This window comes from Streptomyces sp. NPDC033221 (assembly GCF_055577005.1).
On the sequence record NZ_JBVIQN010000036.1, the window covers coordinates 58114 to 84554 of the forward strand.

23 protein-coding genes and 1 tRNA gene are annotated in these 26441 nt (G+C 70.7%); 6 read left to right on the forward strand and 18 right to left on the reverse strand.

Going from position 1 to position 26441, the window contains the following annotated elements:
- Window positions 1–34: 34 nt before the first annotated feature.
- The 6 genes from ACZ53K_RS34425 to ACZ53K_RS34450 all read right to left on the reverse strand — a co-directional run bounded on the left by ACZ53K_RS34425 (window position 35) and on the right by ACZ53K_RS34450 (window position 7729).
- A complete protein-coding gene (locus ACZ53K_RS34425; protein ID WP_468844664.1) occupies window positions 35–1966 on the reverse strand; it encodes a bifunctional metallophosphatase/5'-nucleotidase in 1932 nt (643 codons plus the stop codon).
- A gap of 218 nt (window positions 1967–2184) precedes the next feature.
- Window positions 2185–3771: an MFS transporter gene (locus ACZ53K_RS34430; RefSeq protein WP_468844585.1), complete on the reverse strand. Its 1587-nt coding sequence runs from the start codon at window positions 3769–3771 to the stop codon at window positions 2185–2187.
- The gene (locus tag ACZ53K_RS34435; protein WP_468844588.1) at window positions 3768–4319 is read right to left on the reverse strand and encodes a TetR/AcrR family transcriptional regulator; all 552 of its coding nucleotides are present in this window, start codon (window positions 4317–4319) and stop codon (window positions 3768–3770) included. Before ACZ53K_RS34435 ends, ACZ53K_RS34430 begins: the two co-directional genes overlap by 4 nt.
- A 166-nt stretch (window positions 4320–4485) precedes the next feature.
- Window positions 4486–5913 (reverse strand): argininosuccinate lyase, encoded by a 1428-nt coding sequence (gene argH, locus ACZ53K_RS34440; protein WP_468844591.1) that lies wholly within the window; start codon window positions 5911–5913, stop codon window positions 4486–4488.
- Between the two features lie 105 nt (window positions 5914–6018).
- Entirely contained in the window at window positions 6019–7212 is a 1194-nt protein-coding gene (locus ACZ53K_RS34445; RefSeq protein ID WP_468844593.1) for an argininosuccinate synthase, read from the reverse strand.
- Window positions 7213–7357: 145 nt separating this feature from the next.
- On the reverse strand, window positions 7358–7729 hold the full coding sequence (locus tag ACZ53K_RS34450; protein WP_468844596.1) for a DUF488 domain-containing protein: 372 nt from the start codon (window positions 7727–7729) through the stop codon (window positions 7358–7360).
- Between the two features lie 161 nt (window positions 7730–7890).
- Between ACZ53K_RS34450 and ACZ53K_RS34455 the strand changes: the two genes are divergently transcribed.
- Window positions 7891–7964, forward strand: a tRNA-Pro gene (locus tag ACZ53K_RS34455).
- Window positions 7965–8035: 71 nt separating this feature from the next.
- Here the strand turns inward: ACZ53K_RS34455 and ACZ53K_RS34460 are convergent.
- Together ACZ53K_RS34460 and ACZ53K_RS34465 are read right to left on the reverse strand one after the other, a co-directional pair.
- Window positions 8036–8563, reverse strand: coding sequence for a GNAT family N-acetyltransferase (locus ACZ53K_RS34460; RefSeq protein ID WP_468844598.1), 528 nt, complete (start codon window positions 8561–8563; stop codon window positions 8036–8038).
- 180 nt (window positions 8564–8743) lie between these two features.
- Window positions 8744–9829: an XRE family transcriptional regulator gene (locus tag ACZ53K_RS34465; RefSeq protein WP_468844600.1), complete on the reverse strand. Its 1086-nt coding sequence runs from the start codon at window positions 9827–9829 to the stop codon at window positions 8744–8746.
- A gap of 163 nt (window positions 9830–9992) precedes the next feature.
- Here ACZ53K_RS34465 and ACZ53K_RS34470 point away from each other — a divergent pair, with 163 nt between their 5' ends.
- On the forward strand, window positions 9993–10403 hold the full coding sequence (locus ACZ53K_RS34470) for an ATP-binding protein (protein ID WP_468844603.1): 411 nt from the start codon (window positions 9993–9995) through the stop codon (window positions 10401–10403).
- A 382-nt stretch (window positions 10404–10785) separates the two neighbouring features.
- On the opposite strand, the gene ACZ53K_RS34475 is transcribed toward ACZ53K_RS34470, so the two are convergent.
- The 8 genes from ACZ53K_RS34475 to ACZ53K_RS34510 all read right to left on the reverse strand — a co-directional run bounded on the left by ACZ53K_RS34475 (window position 10786) and on the right by ACZ53K_RS34510 (window position 21212).
- The gene (locus ACZ53K_RS34475) at window positions 10786–11955 is read right to left on the reverse strand and encodes an amidohydrolase family protein (RefSeq protein WP_468844606.1); all 1170 of its coding nucleotides are present in this window, start codon (window positions 11953–11955) and stop codon (window positions 10786–10788) included.
- Window positions 11956–12045: 90 nt separating this feature from the next.
- Window positions 12046–12588: an arginine repressor gene (locus ACZ53K_RS34480; protein WP_030999552.1), complete on the reverse strand. Its 543-nt coding sequence runs from the start codon at window positions 12586–12588 to the stop codon at window positions 12046–12048.
- An 8-nt stretch (window positions 12589–12596) separates the two neighbouring features.
- On the reverse strand, window positions 12597–13838 hold the full coding sequence (locus tag ACZ53K_RS34485) for an acetylornithine transaminase (RefSeq protein ID WP_468844609.1): 1242 nt from the start codon (window positions 13836–13838) through the stop codon (window positions 12597–12599).
- Complete coding sequence (gene argB, locus ACZ53K_RS34490) at window positions 13835–14785, reverse strand: acetylglutamate kinase (protein ID WP_468844612.1); 951 nt, start codon at window positions 14783–14785, stop codon at window positions 13835–13837. The genes ACZ53K_RS34485 and argB overlap by 4 nt, the downstream gene beginning before the upstream one ends.
- Window positions 14782–15936, reverse strand: a complete 1155-nt coding sequence (gene argJ, locus ACZ53K_RS34495) for a bifunctional glutamate N-acetyltransferase/amino-acid acetyltransferase ArgJ (protein ID WP_468844614.1) — start codon at window positions 15934–15936, stop codon at window positions 14782–14784. The genes argB and argJ overlap by 4 nt, the downstream gene beginning before the upstream one ends.
- Window positions 15933–16961 (reverse strand): N-acetyl-gamma-glutamyl-phosphate reductase, encoded by a 1029-nt coding sequence (argC, locus tag ACZ53K_RS34500; protein WP_468844616.1) that lies wholly within the window; start codon window positions 16959–16961, stop codon window positions 15933–15935. Before argC ends, argJ begins: the two co-directional genes overlap by 4 nt.
- Before the next feature lie 126 nt (window positions 16962–17087).
- Complete coding sequence (locus ACZ53K_RS34505) at window positions 17088–19850, reverse strand: NACHT domain-containing protein (protein ID WP_468844618.1); 2763 nt, start codon at window positions 19848–19850, stop codon at window positions 17088–17090.
- Window positions 19851–19973: 123 nt separating this feature from the next.
- Window positions 19974–21212 carry a DUF6801 domain-containing protein gene (locus ACZ53K_RS34510; RefSeq protein ID WP_468844621.1) on the reverse strand — a complete coding sequence of 413 codons (1239 nt, stop codon included), beginning with the start codon at window positions 21210–21212 and terminating at the stop codon, window positions 19974–19976.
- Window positions 21213–21486: 274 nt separating this feature from the next.
- On the opposite strand from ACZ53K_RS34510, the gene ACZ53K_RS34515 reads away from it, so the two are divergent.
- Complete coding sequence (locus tag ACZ53K_RS34515) at window positions 21487–22155, forward strand: HEAT repeat domain-containing protein (RefSeq protein WP_468844623.1); 669 nt, start codon at window positions 21487–21489, stop codon at window positions 22153–22155.
- Window positions 22156–22161: 6 nt separating this feature from the next.
- Window positions 22162–23166: a MerR family transcriptional regulator gene (locus ACZ53K_RS34520; RefSeq protein WP_468844625.1), complete on the forward strand. Its 1005-nt coding sequence runs from the start codon at window positions 22162–22164 to the stop codon at window positions 23164–23166.
- A gap of 142 nt (window positions 23167–23308) precedes the next feature.
- On the opposite strand, the gene ACZ53K_RS34525 is transcribed toward ACZ53K_RS34520, so the two are convergent.
- Window positions 23309–23713, reverse strand: a complete 405-nt coding sequence (locus ACZ53K_RS34525; RefSeq protein WP_468844628.1) for a DUF5997 family protein — start codon at window positions 23711–23713, stop codon at window positions 23309–23311.
- 58 nt (window positions 23714–23771) lie between these two features.
- Here ACZ53K_RS34525 and ACZ53K_RS34530 point away from each other — a divergent pair, with 58 nt between their 5' ends.
- Window positions 23772–24542: a LysR family transcriptional regulator substrate-binding protein gene (locus tag ACZ53K_RS34530; RefSeq protein ID WP_468844630.1), complete on the forward strand. Its 771-nt coding sequence runs from the start codon at window positions 23772–23774 to the stop codon at window positions 24540–24542.
- Window positions 24543–24546: 4 nt separating this feature from the next.
- On the opposite strand, the gene ACZ53K_RS34535 is transcribed toward ACZ53K_RS34530, so the two are convergent.
- On the reverse strand, window positions 24547–25173 hold the full coding sequence (locus ACZ53K_RS34535) for a TetR/AcrR family transcriptional regulator (RefSeq protein WP_468844632.1): 627 nt from the start codon (window positions 25171–25173) through the stop codon (window positions 24547–24549).
- A gap of 132 nt (window positions 25174–25305) precedes the next feature.
- On the opposite strand from ACZ53K_RS34535, the gene ACZ53K_RS34540 reads away from it, so the two are divergent.
- Window positions 25306–26439: an FAD-dependent oxidoreductase gene (locus ACZ53K_RS34540; protein WP_468844635.1), complete on the forward strand. Its 1134-nt coding sequence runs from the start codon at window positions 25306–25308 to the stop codon at window positions 26437–26439.
- Window positions 26440–26441: the final 2 nt, after the last annotated feature.

A 26441-nucleotide genomic window follows, 5' to 3' on the forward strand; every position in this document is an offset into this window, starting at 1 on the left:
TGCCGTACCGGCGTGCGGCGGTGCGCCGTACCGCTCAGCAGGGCACGCGGAATCCTTCCGCCGTCGGCCGCCCCGCGGCAAGCGCCGCGGCCTCCGCCCGGGGCAGCACCGTGCCGTCCGCGCTGCGCAGCCGCGGCGGGACCGTGGTCTCGCCGACCCGCGCCTGCGGGGCGCTGCCGTTCTTCACCGTCACCCGGTTCAGCGGCGCGGGCTCGACCCGCTGCCGTTCCTTGATGTACGTGACGAAGCTCTCGAAGTCGCGGTTGTGCCGGAAGGGGCGGGTGAAGCCGGTGAACGCCGGATACCCGTCCTGGTTGAGCAGGGTGTACGAGGGCGCCGCGACCCGGTACGTGCGGGTCACGTCCAGCGCGGTGCCGTCGATGAACACGTCGGCCGGATCGACCCGGTCGCCCGCCGCGCCGGTGGCGTCGAAGCTGTAGCGGACGTTCGCGGAGACGGCCAGCGGCGCGTACTTCAGACCGCCGCCCGCCGGCACGGTCCACTGCTGTTCCAGCGCGTCGTGGAGCTGCTGCCCGGTGACGGTGGCCGTGACGATCGGGTCGCCGAAGCCGACCGCGTTCCACGCCTTGCCGAAGGCGACCGTGCCGTCCGACGCCGAGTCGTACAGCAGGTCCCCGGCGATGATGGCCTGTCCGATGCGCGGCGCGATGGCGATGAGGGCCAGGTCGGCGGGGGTCGCGGGGTCGAGGTTGGCGTCGTTCATCGGGCCCTGCGGCTGCTGCCCGGCCCACAGTGCCCAGTCGGCCACCAGGTCGCCCATGGTGGACTCGCCCGCCGCGTTGCGGGTCCGGGTGAAGGAGGCGGTCTGCTTGCCGAGGGGGACGGCGGCACGCCGGGTGCCGTACCCGGCCCAGTACTTGACGACCTCGGCCAGCTCCGGGTGGGGTGCCACGTCGCGGGTGTTGGGGTGGTTGGTGGAGGTGGTCAGCGCGCGGACGACTTTGCCGGTGCTCGGGTCCAGCCGGAGGCCGATCTCGTTGATGATCTGGCCGTGGCAGCCGGCCTCCACGAACGGACGGGGTACGCCGTCGGGGTCGGGGACCATCATGTTGAAGGCGGTGTGCCAGTGGCCGCAGACGATGGCGTCGATGTCCGGCGAGCAGCGCAGCGCCAGTTCGTAGGCGGGGCCCGAGGGGTTCGTGCCGCTGTTGAAGTCGCCGCCGGCCACCGCGCCGTCGTGCATGCTGAGCACGATCGCGTTGACGCCGCGGGACTTGAGTTCGGCGGCACAGCGGTTGGCGGTGGTCAGCTGGTCGAGGGTGCGCAGCCCCGGCTGGTAGGAGGCGGGCATGGTCTCGGTGCCGATGGCGGTCAGGTGGATGAAGCCGATCGGCAGCCGCCGCCCCTTTCCGGCGTCCACCCACTCGATGTTGTACGGCGGCAGGACCCGCTCGCCGGTGGCGGCCCACACCGTGTTGGCACCGTAGTAAGCGAAGTCGGCGCCGTGGAAGCGCTGTCCCGAGGAGTCGACGAAGGAGTTGTCCCAGTCGACCGTCGGGTAGGAGATGCCGTCCACCATGTGCTGGGACAGGAAGGCGGGCGACTTGTCGAACTCGTGGTTTCCGGCCGAGGCGAAGTCCATGCCCATCCGGTTCAGGGCTTCGATGGTCGGTTCGTCGGCGAGCGACTCGGCGGGGAACTCCCAGCCGGAGAAGAGGTCACCGGGCGCGAAGAAGAGGGAGTTGGCACGGCCGGCCCGCAGCCGTTCGAGGTGCGCGGCCATGTAGGCCACGCCGCCCACGGTGTACTTCTTGCCACCGGCGCCGGTGATGACCGAGCTGCTGCCCGGGGCCGCCTGGAGGTACCCGTGGAGGTCGGTGATGTTGAGCAGTTGCACGTCCACGTACTCGTCGGCGGACCGCGCGTCGCGCGCGTGGCCGGAGGCGAAGGCGTGGGTGCCGACCGCGGTGGCGGTGGCCAGAGCCCCCGCCGCGGTGAAGAACATGCGTCTGCCGAGCTCTGCCAAGGTCGTCACCCTCCTGAGAGTGCCCGAGTGCGGGGGAACGACTGGAGAGTCAAACGAGCCATGGGAGCCTTCCGGCCCACACGAGGCGGCCGGAATGTGAACGGGCGGAGGACAGCTTCGGTCCCCCGCCCGGTACTACGGATCACTCGTATCGGTGACACGCGGCTTTCGTGTCGGCGCCACGCGTGCCCGCCGGTTCAGTGGTGCACGGCCTCCGGCTCGGTCTCCGCCGCGGCGGAGCCGTCCTCCAGCCGCTGGCCGCGCAGCAGGAACCACGCGGCGCAGGCGGCGGCGATCAGGACGGCCGCGCCGGCCCCGGCCGCGGTGTCCAGGCCGTCGACGAAGGCGTGCTGAGCGGCCTTCAGCAGGCCGGTCCCGGCGTCGGCCGGGAGGTTTCCGGACGCCTCGACGGCGCCGCCCAGCGACTCCCGCGCGGCGTTCGCGGACGCCTCGGGCACGCCCGCCGGGGTCGCGAAGTCCCGGTAGATGCCGGTGACGATGGAGCCGAGCAGCGCGATGCCGAGGGCGGCGCCCAGTTCGTACGCCGTCTCCGAGACCGCGGACGCGGCGCCCGCCTGCTCCTTGGGCACGCTGGAGAGGATCACGTCCGCGGTGACGGTGAAGGCGAAGCCCGCGCCGACGCCGACGACGAACAGGATCGTGCCGAGGGTCAGGGTGCTGGTGTTCTGGTCCAGGCCGATGCAGCCGGCCAGGGCCAGGCCGACGACGCCCAGGCCGCCGGCGACCACGAGCCGTACGGACAGCCTTCTGGCGACGTATCCGGCGGCCAGTCCCGCGCCCACCGCGCCGATCGCCGCGGGCAGTTCGACCAGGCCCGCGTTGAGCGGCGAGCGCAGCTGCACCATCTGGAGGAACTGCGAGAGGAAGAAGACCAGTCCGGACAGGCCCAGGATGGTCAGCAGGTCGGCCAGTACGGCGCCGGAGAAGCCGCGGTGCTGGAAGAGCTTCATGTCCAGCAGGGGCGAGGCCAGGGTCTGCTGCCGGCGGACGAAGGTGACTAGCGCGAGCACGCCGAGGACGCCGGCCGCCGCGATGTCCCAGCGGAAGCCGTGCACCGACGCTTCCTTGACCGCGTAGACGATGCCGACCATGCCCACGAGGGACAGGCCCACGCTGGGCAGGTCCCACGGCCCCGGGTTCGGGTTGCGGGACTCCGGCAGCACCTTGGCGCCGATGATCACCAGCAGGGCCATCACGGGCAGGTTGATCAAAAAGACCGAGCCCCACCAGAAGTGGCCGAGCAGGAAGCCGCCGAGCACCGGGCCGACGGCCGCGCCCGCCGAGGCCATGGCACCCCAGATGCCGATGGCCAGACTGCGTTCCTTGGGGTCGTGGAACAGGTTGCGGATCAGGGCGAGGGTGGACGGCATCAGCGTCGCGCCCGCCACCCCGAGCAGCGCCCGCGCCACGATCATCATGGCCGGTGTGCCCGCGTACGCGGCGAGCACCGACATGGCGCCGAACGCGACCGAGCCGGTCAGCAGCAGTTTCTTGCGTCCGATGCGGTCGCCGAGGCTGCCCATGGAGACCAGCAGGCCGGCGATGACGAACGAGTAGACGTCGCCGATCCACAGCAACTGCGTGCCGGACGGCCGCAGGTCCTCGCTGAGGAAGGGGGTGGCGAGGCCCAGGACGGTGGCGTCCACGCCGACCAGCAGGACGGCGAGGACGAGGACGGCGAGCGCGAGCCAGCGCCCGGCGCCGGGCTGGTGCTCCGCGGTGGCGCCGGTGTGGTCCGCGGTCTCCTTGGCGGGCTTGGTCATTTCTCCATGCTCCGTCGGATGCCGCCGAGCAGCAGCTCGGCGATCGAATGGTTGAGTTCCCTGCGGGCGACGCGCCCCTCGTGCACGGCCCACGCGCCGGCGCCGATCAGTCCGTACAGCGCCTCGGTGAGCCAGACGGGGGTCAGGTCGATACGGAAGTCGCCCTCCTCCTGGCCGCGCCGGAACAGCGCGTGGATGCGGGCGTCCAGCCGGTCCCAGCCGTCGTTGGTCTCCTCGCCCTCGAAGAGCTGGTTCTCCGTGTAGAGGAAGGCGAGGAAGCCCGCGACCGGCTCGGCCTCGGCGATCAGCCGGCGCAGTGCCGTGACCGCGTCGTCCTCGTCGAGGCGGGCCGCGTCCAGCGCCCCGCCGAACTGCTCGATGCCCAGTTCCTCCAGCGCCTTGATCAGGGCGTCGCGGCCCGCGAAGTGGCGGTGGAGGGTGGCACGGCTGATGCCGGCGGCCTTGGCGATCTCGTCCATGCCGGCGGTCGCCTTGCGGGTGAGCAGGCCGGCGGCTTCCTTGAGTACGTGTTTCCGGTCAACGGCCATGAGACAGAGAATACCCGAATGAGACACCAATGTCTCAAGAAAAAGAACCACGCAACCCGCACACCACAGCCGCGGCCCCCTCGAAAACCTCCGAGGGGGCCGCGGCCCGAGGGCGAGCACCGCCGTCCGGCGCTCGCCCCGCCATCCCGTGACGGGCGGATCAGGCTCAGCGCTTGGCGTCCGCCCACGCCCGCTGCGTCGCCAGGTCCGCCTTGACCTCCGCGAGCTGGACGGCGACGGCGGACGGGGCCGTGCCGCCGCGGCCGCTGCGCGAGGCGAGCGCGCCGGGCACGTTCAGGACCGTACGGACCTCCGGTGTCAGATGCGGCGAGATCGCGGCGAACTGCTCATCGCTCAGCTCGTCCAGTTCGATGCCGAGCCGCTCGCACTCCTTGACGCACTCCCCCGCGACCTCGTGCGCCACCCGGAACGGCACCCCCTGCCGTACGAGCCACTCGGCGATGTCCGTGGCCAGCGAGAACCCGGCCGGGGCCAGCTCCGCCATCCGCTCCCGGTTGACGGTCAGCGTCGCCATCATCCCGGTGAACGCCGGCAGCAGGATCTCCAGCTGGTCACAGGAGTCGAAGACCGGCTCCTTGTCCTCCTGGAGATCGCGGTTGTAGGCGAGCGGCAGCGCCTTCAGCGTGGCCAGCAGGCCGGTCAGATTGCCGATCAGCCGCCCGGACTTGCCACGCGCCAGCTCGGCGATGTCCGGGTTCTTCTTCTGCGGCATGATCGAGGAGCCGGTGGAGAACGCGTCGTGCAAGGTCACGAAGGAGAACTCCTTCGTGTTGAAGATAATGATCTCCTCGGCGATCCGGGACAGGTCGACGCCGGTCATCGCCGTAATGAACGCGAACTCGGCGACGAAGTCCCGGGACGCCGTCCCGTCGATGGAGTTGGCCGCACTCCCGCCCTCGAATCCGAGATCGGCGGCGACCGCCTCCGGGTCCAGCCCGAGCGACGAGCCCGCCAGCGCGCCCGACCCGTACGGCGAGACAGCCGTCCGCTCGTCCCACTGCCGCAGCCGCTCAGCGTTCCGCGACAGCGCCTGGACGTGCGCGAGGACGTGGTGCGCGAACAGCACCGGCTGCGCGTGCTGAAGATGCGTACGCCCCGGCATCGCGACATCCGGATGCGCCTCCGCCAGCCCGACCAGCGCCTCCTGGAGATCCGCGATCAGGCCCCCGATGATCCGGGCGTGATCCCGCAGATACATCCGGAAGAGCGTGGCGACCTGGTCGTTACGGGACCGCCCGGCCCGCAGCTTGCCGCCGAGGTCCGGCCCGAGCCGCTCCAGCAGCCCCCGCTCCAGCGCGGTGTGCACGTCCTCGTCGGCGATGGTGCCGACGAAACTGCCGTCGGCGACATCGCTCTCCAGCCGGTCCAGCCCGCCCAGCATCCGCGTCAGCTCGTCCTCGGTGAGCAGCCCCGCCTTGCGCAGCACGCGCGCGTGGGCACGGGAACCCGCGATGTCGTACGGCGCCAGCCGCCAGTCGAAGTGGACGGAGGCGGACAGCTTCGCCAGGGCCTCGGCGGGCCCGTCGGCGAACCGGCCGCCCCAGAGCCGGACGTCACCGCTGTTGCTGCTCACTTGCTCAGCTCCTCGTGGATGGTGAGATGTACGGTCCCCGGCGGCCGGACGAACCGGCCGCCGGGGACGGAGTGGCGCCTTGCCGGGGACGGCCCCCGGCCCCGCCTACGCCAGATCCCGCTTGGCGGCGATCTTCGACGACATCCCGAAGATCTCGATGAAGCCCTTCGACAGCGACTGGTCGAAGGTGTCGCCCGTGTCGTACGTCGCCAGGTTGAAGTCGTACAGCGACTGCTCGGACCGCCGTCCGGTGACCACCGCGCGCCCCCCGTGCAGCGTCATCCGGACATCGCCGGAGACCGCCTGGTTGGCCTCCTCGATGAACCCGTCCAGCGCCCGCTTCAGCGGCGAGAACCACAGACCGTCGTAGACCAGCTCGCCCCAGCGCTGCTCGACCTGCCGCTTGTACCGGGCCAGCTCACGCTCGACGGTGACGGCCTCCAGCTCCTGGTGGGCGGTGATCAGCGCGATCGCGCCGGGCGCCTCGTAGACCTCACGCGACTTGATGCCGACCAGCCGGTCCTCGACCATGTCGATCCGGCCGATGCCGTGCGCCCCGGCCCGCTCGTTCAGCTGCTGAACGGCCTGCAGCACCGACACGGGCTTGCCGTCGATCGCGACCGGCACCCCCGCCTTGAAGGTGATGACGACCTCGTCGGCCTCCCGGGGCAGCGCCGGGGTCTGCGTGTACTCGTACACGTCCTCGATCGGCGCGTTCCAGATGTCCTCCAGGAAGCCGGTCTCCACGGCCCGCCCGAAGACGTTCTGGTCGATCGAGTACGGCGACTTCTTGGTCGTCGTGATCGGCAGGTTCTTGCTCTCGCAGAACGCGATCGCCTTGTCCCGCGTCATCGCGTAGTCCCGCACCGGAGCGATGCACTTCAGGTCCGGCGCCAGGGACGAGATCCCGGCCTCGAACCGCACCTGGTCGTTCCCCTTGCCGGTGCAGCCGTGCGCCACGGTGCCGGCGCCGTGCTTCTTGGCCGCGGCGACCAGGTGCTTGACGATCGTCGGCCGGGACAGCGCGGAGACCAGCGGGTACCGGTCCATGTACAGCGCGTTGGCCTTGATCGCCGGCAGGCAGTACTCGTCGGCGAACTCGTCCTTGGCGTCCGCGACCTCCGCCTCGACCGCGCCACAGGCGAGCGCGCGCTTACGGATGACGTCCAGGTCTTCACCGCCCTGGCCGACATCCACAGCCACGGCGATGACCTCGGCGCCCGTCTCCTCGGCGATCCAGCCGATGGCGACGGAGGTGTCCAGGCCGCCCGAATAGGCGAGTACGACGCGCTCGGTCACGGGTTTCTCCTAACGTGCATTCGCTGATGGGTATAACTATGCACTCCACCGCATGATTCGTCAACGCGCTTCATTCGAATGGCCCAGCCACCCAGCCCGATCAGGGCATCACCGCAGGTCACGTGCGGCCCGACGGCCCAGCCCCCTACTCCCCCAGCACCTCCACCAGCACCGTCACATGGCTCAGCTCCAGGCTCTTGGTCGCGGTAAGCAGCGTCAGCGGCCCGGCCGCCGCATAGCCCCGCAGCCGCTCCAACGCCTCCATGGCCGGCGAAGCCGCCAGCTCGGCCCGATACCGCTCGGCAAACTCCTCATACCGCTCGGCCCGATGCCCGTACCAGGTACGCAGCTCCTTCGACGGCGCCACGTCCTTGCACCACTCGTCCAGCCGCGCCGCATCCTTCGCCACCCCCCGTGGCCACAACCGATCCACGAGCACCCGCACCCCGTCCCCGGCCTCAGGCGCCTCGTACACACGCCGCTGCCGGACCCCTCCCTGCCCCTGCCGATCACCCATGGCGCCATGCAAGCACGCCCCTACCCGACCCGCGCGGCACCATCTCGCCCCTTTTCAGCCGTTCTGCACCCCCACGAGGACCCCGCTTTGGATTCCGAGGCCCGAACAGGGTATTTTTCTTGTGCACGCCGCGACCGGGAAAACCCGGCCGAAGCGAGCACCGGGACGTGGCGCAGCTTGGTAGCGCACTTGACTGGGGGTCAAGGGGTCGCAGGTTCAAATCCTGTCGTCCCGACTCGTGAGAGTCGCAGGTCAGAGGCCGTATCGGAGGAATCCGGGACGGCCTCTTGATCGTTTCCGTCCTGTTTACGCCGGCGGCAGGTCCGAGATCATGACCGCGTACGCCGGCGAGTCCGGGAACGGCTGGTCCTCACCGATCTTCCGGTATCCCCAGGTCTCGTACAGGGCCAGCACTCTCGGGTGAGTGACATCCACCAGCAGGGCGGCGAGGGCTTCATTTCTGCCCTCCATCAATGCCCGGTGCAGCCGCTCGGCCGTACCCGTCTTCCGCCAGCGCTCGCGCACCATCAGCTCGGAGAAGTGGAACGTGCGGTCCTTCCCGGGCACGGGCTCCAGATGACCACGCCACCACTCACGCCCCGGCGCGCCGGGAGCCCCGTACGCGAAGCCCACAGCCTCGCCGCCGTCGTACGCGATCACGCAGGAGAACCCGGGGTTACCGCCCCAGTGGTCCACAAACCAGGGAAACTTCCGCCGGAACTCGTCATCTGCCATCCGGGCGGCGTGCACATCGGCATGCACATCGATCAAGGTCTGCCGAATCTCCGGCAGGTCGTCGTGGGAGAAGTGGCGCAGTTCCAGGGTGGCAGTCATTGGGCCCGGCTCCATTCTGATCGGTAGCGGTCCTTCCACTCGCGCGCGGTACCGGCATCCGGGGCGACAGAGATCAAGTCACGGTAGAAATCGCCAAGGAACGAACGCAGCCGCTCCGGCAGAGGGCCGCCCTCCATCAGCACGAACACCTTCCCCGCAGTCGTGCATGCCTGGTCGACGTCACGCTGATGGAGTTGCGACAAAGCGAGCTGGAGCGATCAGTGCCCGGTTACGGCGGAACTGCTGCGGGATGGCCGCCAATGCACGGTGGGAGGCCGCCTCTGCTCCAGCCGCGTCGCCGATGTCATCCCGTACGACCGCGGTGATAGCCAGGAGTTCGGCAGCACCGTAAAACGCCACCCAAGACGGGCGGGGCTCGTCGGGGGCAGCCTTGGCCAACGCATCCTCGGCTCGGCCCAAGGAGCGCAGCGCAGCCTGCCGCTGTCCGAGGGTGGAATATCCGACCGCCGTGCGCGCGTGGGCGAGCGAGGCGTACTCAGGGTCCCGGCGAGTCACAGCTGTGGCCTGTGCGGCCATGCCCGCCCCCACCGCCTGCGAGAACTCTCCTCGGTGGCGTGAAAGTATGGCGTGCGCATTCCATACGCGCAGCTCGGCGACTGAGTCCTTGCCCAATCCCGCCAAATACAGGGCCCGGTTCAGGTGCCCCTGCGCTCGATCGCTTTGGCGCGCGTCCACGGCCGACCAAGCGGCGGCGGCTGTGTAGTTGGCGGCCAAGCTGAAGAGTCGCTGGCGAATGCGCTGTGAGGCTGCCCGCTTCTGCAACTCCAGCGCCTCGGCGGCACCCGCCAACGCAGCTTGCTCCAGGGCTTCGTGTCCGCCTCGCGTGGCGTCGAGGTCTGTGAGAGCGTCCAGCCCACTACGGAGCCGGATCACATCCGTAGTACCGACCGCGTATGGCCGAGCGGCGGTCAGGGGCATGGCCGCTGCTGCCGTCATCGTGGAGGTGGCCATGATGAAGTTCCGTCGCCGCACTGGCGCCTCCGTAGCGCTGATGTGGCTCCGTCTGCCCGCTGGTGGAGCAAAGCCCAGTCCCTCGGCAGTACAACCGAAAACTGTTTCCAGGGCCTCGCGCTGCCGAGGGTGTGGCCAGCGGGTCTTTTCAGTCAGCCAGTGCCGCACGGTGCGATCGCTGACCGTCCCCTCTCGGCCGAGGGACCGCAGGTAATCGTTCACCACCTCCGCCAACCCGACTTGAGTCAACCCAGCTTGGTCAAGCGTGAGCGCCAAGCGCCAGTTCGCCTCCACATCTTCAAGGTAGCCAGGATGAACAATCTCGGCAGCGGAGCAGCCGCGAAATTTCCGGTTGCCCGCCCGGCACAGCGAGGCGACTTTTCCTCACGCTCCGTCACGATGCGGCGTTCACTGAGTGGCAGGCCACTATGGCACCAGCTCACGAACGAGGGTCCTCATGATCGTGACCACATCCCGCCCGACCGGGCCTCCGGGCTACAGCGAAACCCTGCCCCGCGCCCCCCATAGCGCGGCAATCGCCAGACGTCTGGTGCGCGTAGCCCTTTCTGCCTGGCGATTGGAGGAGCTGACCGATGACGGCGCCCTGATCGTGTCTGAGCTTGTGTCCAACGCCGTCCAGCACGCGCGGAGCCGTTCCATTCGGGTCTCGGTCACCCGGCCGGGAGTGGCCCGAGTACGTATCAGTGTCGTGGACAGATCGATGAAGCTCCCGGAACTGCAGGAGCCAGACCAGGGAAACGAGAGCGGGCGCGGCCTGACGCTCGTAGCCGGCCTGGCGCCGGGCTGGGGCACCGATCCGCTGCCATGGGGCAAGCAGGTCTGGGCAGAGTTGCGCGGGAAGGGCTGACGATGAGCGGCGAACAGAGCCCGTGGGTGGGCGACCTCATTCATGACGAGGACGCCCACCGGCGTGGGATCGTCACGGACGTGCACGGGGACACCATCTGAGTGCTGCGGCCGGAGTGGGGACAGGGACAGTGGACCTCCCGTCACCCCGACCGTCTAACTGTGGTCATGCGCCGAGAGTGCAGATGAGACATGCTCGGGCTTGGTCAGACGACACACCGGTCGTCGTGGCTGGACTGTCGTCGACTGGGGTTTGTGCGTCCCGCTGTGCGCCAGTGACAAAAGGGGCCAGGCACGGTCAACGAGAGCTACCCGAAGTAATTTCGCGGCCGCCTAACAAGGCTCCGGCACCCTGAATAAGCGGTAATGCGTCCCAATCTCCCTCACGCCACCCGCCGCCCCTCTCTGATCACCGCCACCACATCGCACACAGCCCCCACGTCCGCCACCGGATCCCCGCCCACCGCGACCAGATCCGCGTCGAACCCCGCCGCGATCCGCCCCTTGCGGCCGCCCAGGCCGCATACCAGCGCCGCCGTCGAGGTCGCGGCTCGGAGGGCCTCTGCCGGGGAGAACCCGAAATCGACCATGGCCGTCACGCCGTACGGGTAGCTGCCATGCGCCTTCACCGGGAAGATGCCGGAGTCGCTGCCGAGGGACATGGTCACGCCGGTTTCGCGGAGGGTGGCGAGGCCGGTGATGAGGGGTGGAATGCGGCGGGTGATGTGGGGCGGTGGGGGTGGGCCGCCGGGGAGGGCGCCGAGAGTGAGGGAGGCGGTGACGCCTCGGCGGGCCATGTCCTCGATTACCTGACGGTCGAAGTCGACGCCGGTTTCGGTGAGGAAGAAGCAGTGTTCGATGGTGTCGAAGCCGGCCGCGACGGCTTCGCGGATGCCGGTGACGGCGTGCGCGTGGGCGGTGGCCGGGAGGCCGTGGTGGTGGGCCTCGTCGGCGATGGCGCGCAGTTCGTCGCGGCTGTACTGGACGCTGTACGGGTCGGAGCCGGGGGTGAGGTCGCCGCCGGTGACCATGACTTTGACGAGGTCCGTGCCGCGCTCGGCCCGTTCCCGTACGGCCGCGCGGACGCCGTCGACGCCCTCCGCCCGCCCGCCGAGGAACCAGCAGTGACCGCGGGTGGTGGTGAGGGGCGGGCCGGAGGCGATGACGTGCGGACCGGCGGCCGGGTCCCGTGCGGTTTCCGTGCGGAGGCGGAGGGTGAGGTAGGCGCGGTCGCCGAGGTCTCGTACGGTCGTCACCCCGGCGGCGAGCGAGGCCCGCGCGGCGGTCCTGATGCGGTCGAGGAGGGTGGCGTCGTCGGCGTCGGTGAGCCCGCCTACGACGTCGTCGCTCGCGTCGAAGGCGAGGTGGGTGTGGGTGTCGATGAAGCCGGGGAGGAGGGTGGCGGCGCCCAGGTCGAGGATTTCGGTGCCGATGAGCGGTAGCCCGCCAGGGTGGACGGCGGCGATCCGGCCGTTTTCGATCAGTACGGTGGGCCGCTCGATCAGTCCTGGTCCCACCCCGTCGAACAGCGCTCGTGCGCGTACAGCCAGCATCGGTCCTCCCGTGCCGCCCGGCCGCGGCGGCCGGGGCGGGGCTCCCAGTACACAGCGGGCGGGCGGGTCACGGGGCGCGGTCCGGGCGGTTCAGCGGGCCTTTTGCGCCAGGTTCAGCAGGTGGTCGGCGAGGGCCTGGCCGCCGGCCGGGTCGCGGCTGATGAGCATCAGCGTGTCGTCGCCGGCGATGGTGCCGAGAATGTCGTGCAGTTCGGCCTGGTCGATGGCGGAGGCGAGGAACTGGGCGGCGCCGGGCGGGGTGCGCAGGACCACGAGGTTGGCGGACGCCTCGGCCGAGATGAGGAGTTCGCCGGAGAGCCGGCGCATCCGCTCCTCCTTGGCGGACTCCCCCAGCGGCGCCCGCGGCTTGCGGTCGCCGCCCTCGCTCGGTACCGCGTAGATCAGCTCGCCGCCGGTGTTGCGGATCTTCACCGCGCCCAGTTCGTCCAGGTCACGGGAGAGTGTGGCCTGGGTGACGGACAGCCCGTCGTCGGCGAGCAGCTTGGCGAGCTGGCTCTGGGAGCGGACGGCCTGCCGGTTGAGGATGTCCACGATCCGGCGGTGGCGGGCGGTGCGGGTCTGCGGTACGGCAGGTCCCCCGTGCAGCGTCTCGTTGTCCTGCGCCTCGGTCATCGTTGTCGTCAGTCTCCGGATCGTTGTTCCCCGTGTGCCCCTGCGAGGGCCGCGTCGAGGACGGCGGGGAGCTTCCGGAGGAACGTATCCGCTTCATCGTCCGAGACGATCAGCGGCGGGGCGAGCCGGATGACGTCCGGCGCGACCGCGTTCACCAGGAGGCCCGCGTCCTGGGCCGCTCGCTGCACCTGCGGTGCGACGGGCTCGGACAAGACCATACCCAGGAGGAGTCCCGCGCCGCGGACCTGGCCGACGAGCGGGTGCGCCGACGCCTCGATCCCGCCACGCAGCCGCTCGCCCACCCGCTTGACGTGGTCGAGGAGGCCGTCGGCCTCGATGGTGTCCAGGACGGCGAGCGCGCCCGCGCACACGACGGGGTTGCCGCTGAACGTCGAGCCGTGCGAGCCGGGGGTGAGCAGGCCGGCGGCCGGGCCGAAGGCGAGGGTGGCGCCGATGGGCAGGCCGCCGCCGAGGCCCTTGGCGAGCGTGATCACGTCGGCCTCGACGCCCTGGGACTGCGAGTGCAGCCAGTGTCCGGTGCGTCCGATGCCGGTCTGGATCTCGTCCAGGACGAGCAGGGTGCCGGTGGCGGCGGTGATCTCGCGGGCGGCGGCGAGGTAGCCGGGGGGCGGTACGACGACGCCGTTCTCGCCCTGGATCGGTTCGATGATCACGAGGGCGGTGTCGGTGGTGACGGCCGCGCGCAGGGCTTCGGCGTCCCCGTACGGGACGAAGTCGACGTCGCCGGGGAGCGGCCGGAACGGGTCCTGCTTGGCGGGCTGGCCGGTGAGCGCGAGGGCGCCCATGGTGCGGCCGTGGAAGCCGCCGGTCGTGGCGACCATGTGGGTACGCCCGGTCAGCCGGCCGATCTTGAACGCGGCCTCGTTGGCCTCGGCGCCGGAGTTGGAGAAGTAGACCCGGCCGGGGCGGCCGGCGATCCGCAGCAGCCGTTCGGCCAGCGCGACGGTCGGTTCGGCGACGAAGAAGTTGGAGACGTGCCCGAGGGTGGCGATCTGCTCGGAGACCGCGCGGACGACGGCGGGGTGGGCGTGGCCGAGGGCGTTGACGGCGATGCCGCCGAGGTAATCGAGGTAGTCGTTGCCGTCGGCGTCCCAGACCCGGGCCCCTTCGCCGCGTACGAGGGGGACGCGGGGCGTGCCGAAGTTGTCCATCATCGCGCCCTGCCAGCGCTCGGTGAGTGCCGAGTTGGACGCCGCGCCGCACGTGGTTTCCGTGGCTGTGTCACTCATGCCGCTCCCGCCTTCTCGCTCTCGCCCGTGTTCGCCGCGCCGATGTCCGCGGGCCCGTCCGGCACGACCATCGTGCCGATGCCCTCGTCGGTGAAGATCTCCAGCAGGATCGAGTGCTGGACCCGGCCGTCGATGACCCGGGCGGTGTGCACCCCGTTGCGTACGGCGTGCAGGCAGCCGCGCATCTTCGGCACCATGCCGCTGGCCAGGTCGGGCAGCAGCTTCTCCAGCTCGGTGGCGGTGAGCCGGGAGATCACCTCGTCGCTGTGCGGCCAGTCCTCGTACAGGCCCTCCACGTCGGTGAGGACCATCAGCGTCTCGGCGCCGAGGGCCGCGGCCAGGGCCGCCGCCGCGGTGTCGGCGTTGACGTTGAAGACGCCGGTTTCGTCGCCCTCGTCGGCGCTGCGGGCGACGGAGGAGATGACCGGAATGCGGCCGTCGTCCAGCAGGGCCCGTACGGCGCCGGGGTCGATCGCGGTGACCTCACCGACCCGCCCGATGTCCACCAGTTCCCCGTCCACCTCGGCGTAGTGCCGGGTGGCGGTCATCAGGTGGGCGTCCTCGCCGGTCATGCCGACGGCGAGCGGTCCGTGCTGGTTGAGCAGCCCGACCAGTTCGCGCTGCACCTGTCCGGCGAGCACCATCCGTACGACGTCCATCGCCTCGGGCGTGGTGACCCGCAGGCCCGCCTTGAACTCCGACTCCAGGCCCAGCCGGTCCAGCTGGGCACTGATCTGCGGGCCGCCGCCGTGTACGACGACCGGCCGCAGCCCGGCATGCCGCAGGAAGACGACGTCCTGCGCGAAGGCGGCCTTCAGTTCCTCGTCGACCATGGCGTTGCCGCCGAACTTGATGACGACGGTCTTGCCGTGGTGGCGGGTCAGCCAGGGCAGCGCCTCGATGAGCGTGCGGGCCTTGGGCAGCGCGGTGTGCTTGCGGGTGCTCATGAGGAGTACGCGCTGTTCTCGTGGACGTAATCGGCGGTGAGGTCGTTGGCCCAGATCACCGCGGACTCGGTGCCCGCGCTGAGGTCGGCGGTGATCCGCACCTCCCGGTAGCGCATGTCGACCAGGTCCCGGTCCTCGCCCACCGAACCGTTCTTGCACACCCAGACGTCGTTGATGGCGACGTTCAGCCGGTCCGGGTCGAAGACGGCGGAGGTGGTGCCGATGGCGGACAGCACCCGCCCCCAGTTCGGGTCCTCACCGTGAATGGCGCACTTGAGCAGATTGTTCCGGGCGATGGACCGGCCGACCTCGACCGCGTCGTCCTCGCTCGCCGCGCCGACGACCTCGATGCGGATGTCCTTGCTGGCGCCCTCCGCGTCCCCGATGAGCTGCCGCGCCAGGTCGTCGCAGACCGTGCGGACCGCGTCCGCGAACGCGTCGTACTCCGGAACCTTCCCGGACGCCCCCGAGGCCAGCAGCAGCACCGTGTCGTTGGTGGACATGCAGCCGTCGGAGTCGACCCGGTCGAAGGTGGTGCGGGTCGCGTCGCGCAGCGCCCGGTCCAGGACCGGCGCGTCCAGGTCGGCGTCGGTGGTCAGCACGACGAGCATGGTGGCCAGGCCCGGCGCGAGCATGCCCGCGCCCTTGGCCATGCCGCCGACCGTCCAGCCGTCCCCGCTCGCCACGGCGGTCTTGTGCACACTGTCGGTGGTCTTGATCGCGATCGCCGCCTTCTCGCCGCCGTGCACGCTGAGGTCGACGGCGGCCTTCGCGATCCCCGGCAGCAGCTTGTCCATCGGCAGCCGTACGCCGATGAGCCCCGTCGAGGCGATGGCGACCTCGCCCGCGCTGTGCCCCTTGAGGACCTCGGCGGCCTGCTCAGCGGTGGCGTGGGTGTCCTGGAAGCCCTCGGGGCCCGTGCAGGCGTTGGCGCCGCCGGAGTTGAGGACGACGGCCGAGACCCGGCCGCCCTTGAGGACCCGCTCGGACCAGAGCACCGGGGCGGCCTTGACGCGGTTGGCGGTGAAGACGCCGGCGGCGGCCAGTCGCGGACCGTTGTTCACCACCAGGGCGAGGTCCGGGTTCCCGTTCTCCTTGATCCCGGCGGCGATGCCCGCCGCCGAGAAACCCTTGGCTGCCGTGACGCTCACGGTGCGACTCCGATCGTAGAGAGCCCGGTGGCCTCGTCGAGGCCCAGGGCGATGTTCATGCTCTGCACCGCGCCGCCGGCGGTGCCCTTCGTCAGGTTGTCGATGGCGCTGACCACGACGATCCGGCCGGCCGCCGCGTCGTGGGCGACCTGCACCAGCGCGGTGTTCGACCCGTACACGGCCGCGGTGGACGGCCACTGCCCCTCCGGGAGCAGCCGGGCGAACGGCTCGCCCCCCAGCGCCTTCTCGTACGCGGCCCGCAGGTCCGCGCCGTCCACGCCGGGCCTGGCCTTGGCGGAGCAGGTGGCGAGGATGCCGCGGGACATGGGCGCCAGCGTCGGCGTGAAGGAGACCGTGACCGGCTCCCCCGCCGCGGCGCTCAGGTTCTGCGCCATCTCCGGCGTGTGCCGGTGCACCCCGCCCACGCCGTACGGGCTCATCGAGCCCATCACCTCGCTGCCCAGCAGGTGCGGCTTGGGCGCCTTGCCCGCGCCGGAGGCACCCGAGGCGGCGACCACGACGGCCTCCGGCTCGGCGAGCCCCGCCGCGTACGCCGGGAAGAGGGCCAGCGAGACGGCCGTCGGATAGCAGCCGGGCACCGCGATACGCCGCGCCCCGCGCAGCGCCTCCCGTGCTCCCGGCAGCTCGGGCAGCCCGTACGGCCAGGTGCCAGCGTGCGGCGAACCGTAGAACTTCTCCCAGTCACCGGCGTCCGCCAGCCGGAAGTCGGCCCCGCAGTCCACGACCAGCACCTCGGGCCCCAGCGCCTCGGCCACCGCGGCGGACTGCCCGTGCGGCAGCGCGAGGAACACGACGTCGTGCCCGGCCAGCGCCTCGGCCGTGGTGGCCACCAGCTCCCGCCCGGCCAGCGGCACCAGGTGCGGCTGCACCGCACCGAGGCGCTGCCCGGCGTTGCCGTGCGCGGTCACCGCGCCGATCTCGACCTCCGGGTGCCCCAGAAGCAGCCGCAGAACTTCTCCCCCGGCGTATCCGCTCGCTCCGGCCACTGCTGCTCGTACTGGCATGGATCCTCCTCCTTGGAGGCATGACTATACGGATGGAGGCAGTTTTATGCAAAGGGGGGTGGACCCTCCCGCCCGGGTGTTCAGCGGACGACGTGGCACACGATGGGCCCCGGCGCGGGCCGAGGCTTACGCGACGCCGAAGAACACACTGCCCGGTCCTCCCAGGTGGGGGGAGCAGAAGTACGCGTTGATCGCGCGGCTCAGGTCGTCCTTGCCGATACGGCCGTCATCGTCGGTGTCCAGTCGGCCCAGGACGCGCGAGGCGTCTTCGGCGAGGTCCCACATGTCGAGGTACCGCGTCAGTTCCTTCTCTCCGATACAGCCGTCGTGATCCGTGTCGATGACCTCGAACACCGTCGCCCCGAAGACCGCGACCGGCTCGCGCAGAGCCGGGTCTGCGGTGATCGCGCCGGCAGCGGTGCGATGCCGTTCGCGGGAAAGGCGGCCGTCGATCTTCGCGTGGCGCTGCAGCCCGGCCCAGTACTCCTGGTAGAAGAACGCCAGAGCCTGCGCCTCGGGGGCGTCCGCGGCGAGCCCGTAGGCGGAGCGGTAGCGATCGACGATCCGCCGGTAATCGGCCCCGTCGACATAGCCGTCACCATCGGTGTCGGCCACGTCGAACAGGCGGTCCAGGTTGCCGGTGCGGCGAAGGACGCGCTCAGGCGGGGTGCCGGCGGTCGCGCACAGATGGTCTCGAAGCTGGGCATGGCGGAACTGGTAGACCGTACCGACCTGGCGCAGGACCTCTCGCTCGCAGGCGTCCCGCAGGAAGGCGTCCAGGTCTCTCGGCAGCCATCCCGTCAGGGGCAGCCAGATTCGGGCCAGGACCACCCAACGCCCCCAGGCGGTCATGGTGCCGATCCCGAGCGCCGTCATGGACCCGGCCACCAGCGCGGCCCCGAGTCCGGCCAGGGCACTGTTCGACGTGGTCCCGAACATGATCCCGTACCCGGGTCCGATCACGAGCCCGATGGTGAGCACCTGCTTGAGTACGGTGGCGCGGTTCGTCTTCAACAGGTCCGACGGGAGGGCGCGTTTCTCTCTCGGGATGGCCGTCTCGAACCCGGCCCCGAGCGCGGCGATCAGCCCCATCACGAGCCCCAGGCCGGCCCCCGCCGCGAACAGCACCCCCGCATTCCGCACGATCACGGGCCCGGGATGGCCCAGGAGGGCCGTGAAGGCCGCGCTTCCGAGCGCCCACAGGATTCCGAACAGGAGACCGCCGGCGAGCCCGCCCGTGACTCTGGGGCGGAAGCTCTCCCGCAGTCTCGTCTTCGTCCAGTCCTGAAGTCTGATCTCCATGAGCGACGGTTCGAACAGCGGGCCGCCGACCTTCATCTTCGTGACGAACCCGTGCATCAGAGCGAAGGTCAGACCCATCGCGAGCCCGTTCGCCGGGCCGGTGACGCATGCCGCCATCAGCCCGTACGCGGGCCCGTACAAGAGCCCGCCCTCGACCCCGTAAACGAGCCCGGCGACGAGCCCGGACGCGATGCCGACCGTGACCCCGACCCGCAGCATGAGCCAGCGCAGCCGCACGGTGGTCCCCAGCCGCCACCATTCGATGTCGGGCGTACTGAGCTCCGTCAGATGCGCGGCGAGGTAGCCGAGCCAGCCCTGCGCGCGTTCGGCGTCCCGGCGCCGCGCGGGCTCGTTGCCGAGAAAACGCTTGTAGGCGGTGGGGATGAAGGTGTCCAGAAGGTGTCTTTCCAGAGCTTCCCGAGTGCCGAACTTCTCGGATTTCAGCAGGTCCGACGGGTCAAGTTCGGACTCATAGACGAAGCGGGCAAGGGTGACCATCAAAGGGGTGGTCAGTGCAGCGGCGAGATGGGCACCGGCCTGTGTATGGGGACGGCGGCGCAACTCACTCAGGACATAAGCCCAGCCGGTCCGGGTCGCGGAGTCCGCGCTGCCGGGAAGAGCCGTGCCGGTGGCCTTCCGCAGGTAATTGACGGAGTCGTCCAGGTTGAGGTCGAGCAATTCGATGGCGGCGGCAAAGGGCACCACCTTGGTTTCTTGTCTGGCGGCTTCGATTTCGGCGCGGCGACTGGTCACGAGCAGCGGCAAGGTGCAGCTGTTGAGTGCTATCAGCGCGTCTTTGCGCAAACCGGTGGCGATCTCGTCGAACCCGTCCAGGATCGGCAGCACGTAGTCAGCGCCCACCAGCGCGGCGGCCCACGTCTTACCGCTGGGGCTCGCCTCGGCGAGAAAGGGCTGATCCCGCTCCAACCGGCCGATCAACCAGTTCCGCAGCGGCGTGGTACCGGGATTCCATGACCCGAGGCTGAAGAGCACCGGCACCGGCGCTCCGCGGGCGCGCGAAGGTTCCTGCAGACGGGTCAGTGCGAAACGCAGGGCCAGGACGCTCTTACCCGAGCCTTCCCGCCCCAGGATCAGCAGCCACCGGGACTTCGCCTGCTCAAGGACGGCCGTGAGATCGCCTCCTTGACCGGCCGGGTCCAGCGGGGGAAAGTCCGTTGCCCCGGCCCCGGCATCGCGGAGGTCTTCGCGGCGGAGCGCGTTTTCCGGCACCGGTTCCGGCACCGGTTGCCAGTGCACGGGCAGGTCCCGGTCCCGTAGCCGCAGTTGTTCCTCCTCGTACCGCAGGCGCGCGTGGACCTCGTCCGCGAGCAGATCGGCTTTGTCGGCCAGGCCGTCATCGACGGAGCGGCGCTCTGCGCGCACCGCATGCACGAGTTGTTTGACCAACTCGGTCAGGGCGCCCTCGGCGGAGAGCCCGTCGGCGAAGAGCACATTGATGTTGACCGTGTGGTCACCGATACTGACAATGCCCGAGACGTCTCCGACCGTGATCGACCGTTCACCGGCCGACTGGTCAGGAGTACGAGGGGCAGGCCCTGACTCCTGCGGATCCGGCGCGACGTTCACCGGTACGGGATGTTCGTCGTGCCGTCGCCGATGGAGATGTTTTCGGCAGGGTCCGTGACGGAGACACTGCGGGCCCCGGGGGCCTCAACCGCAGGCAGGACCTGACCGGGCGAAGTGTCGAGCTCAGCCAACCGAAGCACCTCCCCCTTCGCAATGGCTGGCCTGATGACCAGGTTGATGAGGAATGTGACGCGGCATCAGCAGGTTCCTGCCCTCCATGCCGCTCCCGTCCGTGCTGCCGCGCGATGTCGCCCTACCGCCACATCCTCGACGCTGGAGAGCAGCAGCATTCGAGCCCTTCCTACGGCAACCGGCGTCGGTCCTTCCGCCCTTGACACCTTCGGTGGGCAAGCCGTGCTTCGGGGCGATGTACCGCCGGTCACCTCCGTCGCCACCGGTGCGGCGGTGGTTTCTCAGCCGTACGCCGAGGCCGAAGGCGGCGGCGCACGCGGCGAGCACGCCCACGGCCGGGAGGACGAGGTCCCTGGTGTCCTGTCCGGCGGCCGGGGTCCCGGATCCGGTCGCCCTCGGCGTCGCACGGGTGGGGCTCGTCGCTGTTGGAGTGCTGGAAGCCCCAGGGCTCGGGGGGCCGGACGTGGTCGCGCTGGGGGATGTGGGGCCGGCGCCCTCTGACATCGTCGGTTTCTGAACGGCAGCGCCCAGCGATCCGGTCGTTGGCCTCGGGTTGGCAGCGCCCACCGACCCGGTCGTCGGCGTCGGGGTCGCGGGGGCCGCCGATCCAGTCGTCGGCGTCGGAGTGGCAGCGGACGCCGGACTCGGCTTGGTGACGTCGAAGGACGTCACGACATTGCTCTGACCGGCGTTCAGGGCGCACGGTGCGTCGCCCTGGAGTGCCAGGTTGCCGGCCGCGTTCTTCGCGAGGAGGTGGAGGGTGAGGCCGCCGGCGGTGACTGTCCCCCTGCCCGGGTGGCGGAAAGTGCGCGTGGTCGCGCTGGCGGTCGCGGCGACTTTGAAGGGGCCGGATGCCGGGATGTCGGTCGTGGCCATGTGGAAGCGGACCGTGATGTCGAAATCATGGTGCGGCGCGGCCACATGGACCCTCGCGTCCACCGTGCCCCCGAGGGTCTTCATGCCGGCCCTGGCGAGCAACTGGGTGAAACCCGCGCCCACCGTCGCCACCGCGTGGACGGAAACAATCTTGCTGGGCGTGCCGACCGCGACCGCATGCGGGATGTCCGAGCCGATCTCTGCCGTGAATGACTGATCACCGATCAAGGGAGCCGAGCACGTATAGCCGAACGTGCGCGAAATCGGTCGCGCGACAGCCGTACCGGCTCCGATGACGCCCACCAGTCCGCTTGCCGCTGCCGATGCCGTGACGACCGCGAGGATGCCCCGCATTCTTACCCTGCCGCACCTGATGTTCATGAGCTGGCCCCCGCCTACTGTTCAGGTGTGCGATCGGAACAACGATTCCCGAAGCTCAGCATGTTACTCAGATCGCGTGTGCCCCGTACCGGATCTGCGGCGCACTTCAGTAAATCCCTTCCCGTAATCCCCTCCCCGACTGACCGGACATCAGAAGCCGCGCCTCCGCGGTTCGGATCGCGGCGGGCCCCCGTTTGACCTTGACACGATGACAAGGTCTTCACTGCTTGCCAAGGAGGTGATCCCGATGATCATCACGAAACCGGGCACGGACGCGGTGCGAGCCCTCCAAGGGCTGGCGGACTACCGCTCGTCCGTGCGGCTGCGGGCCGCTCTGGCGGTCGGCGCGACGCCCGACCCGGGCTTTGTCGACAAGCTGATCGAGCGCTGCGCGGTCGAGCCCGAGTTCTTCGTCCGCGACATGCTGACCTGGGCGCTCACCCGCCACCCGGTGTCCATGACGCTCCCCGGGCTGCTGCGCGAGCTCCGCTCGGAGCGGGCGCAGGCGCGGAGCCAGGCGCTGCACACGCTGTCCAAGATCGGGGACCGGCAGGCGTGGCCGGCGATCACCCGGGAGCTGCTGTCCGACGCCGACGACGAGGTGGCGCGGAGCGCCTGGCGGACCGCGGTCGTGCTCGTCCCGGAGGGCGAGGAGTCCGCCCTGGCCACGGCGCTGGCGACGCAGCTCGGGCGCGGTGGGCGGGAGACGCAGCTGAGCCTCAGCCGGGCGCTGATCGCGCTGGGTGACGTGACGGTGCCGGCGCTGCGTGCCGCGACGACGGCCCCCGACCCGCGCGTGCGCGCGCACGCGCTCGCCACCCAACGGCTGCTGCGCGACCCGGAGGCCGGATTCGAGTTCGCGATCGAGGAGGCGAAGCGCGTGGTGGCCCTCGGCGGGTCCGGCCACGGGGGATGATGAGACGTGCTGATCGGTGAGGTGGCGCGGCGGTCCGGGGTCAGTGCCCGCATGCTCCGGCATTACGAGTCGCTAGGCCTGGTACGCCCTTCGGGGCGTACGGGCTCCGGCTATCGGGAGTACTCCGGCGAGGACGTACGGCGGATCTTCCACATCGAGAGCCTGCGGTCGCTGGGGCTGTCGCTGCGCGAGATCGGGCGCGCGCTCGACGATCCCGGCTTCGCGCCCTCGGCGCTCGTCGACGACCTCATCCGCCGGACACGCGACCGCATCGCGGCCGAGACCGAGCTGCTCACGCGGCTGCGCCGGATCGACGCCGCGGACCCCGCCGGCTGGGAAGGCGTCCTCCAGGTCGTCGCGCTCCTCCAGGGCCTGGGGGCGAAGAGCCCCGACGCGCGCCAGCGCGCGGCCCTCTCCTCGGGCGACGAGGTTCCGGTGCCGGTGGAGGCCCTGGTCGAGGCGGCACTGAGCGAGACGGAGCCGAACGTCGCCGGGGCCCTTCGCTGGGCGCTGGCGCGGGCGGGCGACGGCGGCCCGGCGCTGCTGGCGGAGGGACTCGGCGCACCGGTGGCCGCGGTGCGGGAGCGTGCCGTTCAGTCTCTCGCCGAGATACCCGGCGAGGAGGCTGCCGCGCGGCTGCGGGACGCTCTCGCGCACCCCGACGTCGTGGTCCGCGGGTACGCGGCGCTGGCGCTCGGGGCGCGAGGAGCGGCCGATGCGGTCCCGACGCTCATCGACATGATCATGGAGGGAAGGAACGACACCGACGCAGCCGACGCCCTGGGCGTGCTGGCGAGCGACGCCGCGGCGGCGGATCGGATCGCGACCGGGCTCGTCGACCGCCTGGCCCAGGCCGGCACTCCGGCGCCCGCACGCGGACGGCTGACCCAGGCGCTGGCGGGCCTTCCGGGGCCGACGGCGTCACGTGCGCTGCGGGAGCTGTCGCATGACGAGGACCGCGCCGTTGCACTGACCGCGACGTACCTTCTTCGGCTGCGCGACGCACGGTGACGGATCTGTTCTGAGGCACCCGGCCGACGGGGCGGAGCGCGGCGCTCATACGGCCCGCTCCCCGACCCGCAGCGACCGCCGACAGGGCCCGGACGGCGTCAGGAACGCGGACCGCGCCCCTGCCCCGCCCCGCGCCCCTCGGTCACTTCTCCTGCTGCTCCTGCTTGGCCTGCTTCTCCTTGTTCTTCTCCTTGATCCGCACGGTTTCCTTGCGGACCTCGGCCTGGGTGGCGCGTTCCTTCTGCAGCCACTCGGGGGACTCGGTCTTCAGCGCCTCGATCTGCTCCGTGGTGAGCGCTTCGGTGATTCCGCCACGCGCGAGGCCGGAGATGGAGATGCCCAGCTTCGAGGCGACGACGGGACGCGGGTGCGGGCCGTCGCGCCGCAGCTCCCGGAGCCACTCGGGCGGATCGGTCTGCAGCGCGGCCAGCTCGGCGCGCGAGACGACCCCCTCCTGGAATGCGGCGGGGGTGGCTTCGAGGTACACACCCAGCTTCTTCGCCGCGGTCGCGGGCTTCATCGTCTGGGTGTTCTGGTGCGACGTCATGATGTCAAGGGTATCGATCGTGTGCGCTACCGCTGACCACGACCGGTAACCTGGCGGAGTGACAGGCTCGGAAGAAACCCTCTCGTTCCGGCTCGCTTACGTCCCGGGGGTGACGCCCACCAAGTGGGTGCGGATCTGGAACGAGCGGCTGCCCGACGTCCCGCTGGAGCTCATCGCGACGCCCCCCGCCGAGGCGTACGACGTGCTGCGGGACGGCGGCGCCGACGCCGGTTTCGTACGGCTGCCGGTCGACCGGACGTACTTCAGCGCGATTCCCCTCTACACGGAGACGACGGTGGTCGTGGTCCCGAAGGACCACCTCTTCACGGCGGCCGACGAGATCTCCGTCGAGGATCTGGCCGACGAGATCGTGCTGCACCCCCTCGACGACACCCTCGGCTGGGAGCGCCCGCCGGGGCAGCCCGCTTTCGAGCGGCCCTCGACGACGGCGGACGCCATCGAGCTGGTGGCGGCGGGCATCGGCCTGCTCGTCGCCCCGCAGTCACTGGCCCGGCTGCACCACCGCAAGGACCTCAAGTACCGGACGCTGACGGACGCCCCCCAGTCCCAGATCGCGCTGGCCTGGCCGGAGGAGCGGACCACCGACCGGGTGGAGGACTTCATCGGCATCGTCCGCGGCCGGACCGTCAACAGCACCCGCGGCCGTACCCCGGCCCCGGCCCCGGCCAAGTCGAAGACCCAGCAGCCGGCCAAGGCCGGCGCCCGCCAGAAGCCCACCGCCCGCAAGCCCGCCGGCAAGGGCTTCCACGGCACGCGCGGCGGCTCCGGCGCACCGAAGGGCGCCAAGCGGGGCAAGCCCCGCCGCTGACCGGTCAGCTTCCCGGACGGACCGCCTCCCAGCCCCGCTCCAGCAGGTCGAAGATCTCTTCGGTGGCCCGGCGGGGAGCGGGGTACTGGCCGTTGAGGGTGCGGGAGGCGAGGGCGAAGTGGGCCAGGGCGGCGCAGGTGACGTCGTCCTCGGGGGCGCCGACCTCCTCGGCGATGGCCCGGGCCAGGGCCGATTCGTGGCGCATCCACATGCGCTGGGCGTAGTCGCGTAGCGCCGGGGTGTCGGCCACCAGGCGGACGAACGCGGCGATTTCCGGGTGCGCGGTGTCCTTCTCGGAGAGCAGGACGTACTCGCGCAGGGCCCGCAGGACCGACTGGCCGGGGGCCCGGTCGCGTACGGCGGCGACGAGGGCGGCCTCGATGTCGTCCTCCTGGTCGAAGACGAGCGCTTCCTTGCCGGCGAAGTGCTTGAACAGGGTCGTCACCGACACGTCGGCGGCGTCGGCGATCTCCTTGACGCCGACCTGCTCGTAGCCACGCTCCAGGAAGAGCCGCAGGGCGGCGTCGGCCAGCGCCTGGCGGGTCTGGGCCTTCTTGCGTTCACGGCGGCCGGCGGGAGCGGCGCCCTGGGAGGGCGGCGGGGGCTCGATGTGGGGGACGGGTCCGGTCACGGGTGCAGTCTAGCTGATGGTGTAGCGAGTCAAAAGGTTTAGTCGTTGCGCTTTTTTAGTGGGTGTGCTTTTTTAGTGAGGGAGGCGCCGGACGTGCGGTCCGGCGCTCCGTGCATCCCTGGAGGGGGACCCATGAATTCCACCCGTGCGGCCCGCGTCGCGATCGTCGGCGCCGGCCCCGGCGGCCTGGCCTGTGCCCGTGTGCTGCAGCGTCACGGCCGTGCCGTCACCGTCTTCGAACGCGAGGCGTCCGCGGACGCCCGTTCGCAGGGCGGCAGTCTCGACCTGCACCCGGACACGGGCCAGGCCGCCCTGCGCACGGCGGGGGTGCTCGACCGGTTCCACGAGCTGTCCCGCCCCGAGGGCCAGGAGTGGCGAGCGCTGGACCACGCCACCGCGGCCGCCCTGGAGCACGAGTGGCCCGACGGGGACGAGGGCGCCGGCGAGGAGTACCGGCCGGAGATCGACCGCGGAGACCTGCGAGGGCTGCTGCTGGACTCGCTCGCTCCCGGGACGGTCCGGTGGGGGCACGGCGTCAGCGCGACCACCCCGCTCGGCGACGGCACCTGCCGCCTGGAGTTCGAGGACGGCACCACCGAGGACTTCGACCTGGTCGTCGGCGCCGACGGCGCATGGTCACGGGTCCGCCCCGCCGTCTCGGACGCCCGGCCCGAGTACACCGGCGTCACCTTCGTCGAGACCGGCTTCGACGACTCCGACGTACGCCACCCCGCCCTGGCGCGGCTGGTCGGCCCCGGGACCATGGTGGCGAAGACCGGGCCCATGGGCCTGTTTGCCCAGCGCAACAGCAACGGCCACATCCGCGCCTACCTGGCCTTCCGGGCTCCGCAGGACTGGCACACGGCCGCCGGGGTGGATCTGGGCGACGCGGCGGCGGTGCGGGCGTATTTCTCGGAGATGCTCGACGGATGGGACGAGGTGCTGCGCTACGCGATACTCAACGGCGACAGCGGCTTCGCCCACCGGCCCCTCTTCGCCCTGCCCGTACCGCACATCTGGGAGCACGTCCCGGGCGTGACCCTGCTGGGGGACGCCGCGCACCTGATGCCGCCGCTCGGCGTGGGCGTCAACCACGCGCTGCTCGACGGCACCGACCTGGCCGAGGCGCTGCTCGGCGAGCAGCGGACGGATGACGCCGTACGCGCGTACGAGAGCCTGATGCTGCCCCGGTCGGCCGAACTGGCCAAGAGGTGCGCGGAGGGGCTCAACCACCTGATTCCGCCCGTGGAGGCGGACGGCCGGTAGCC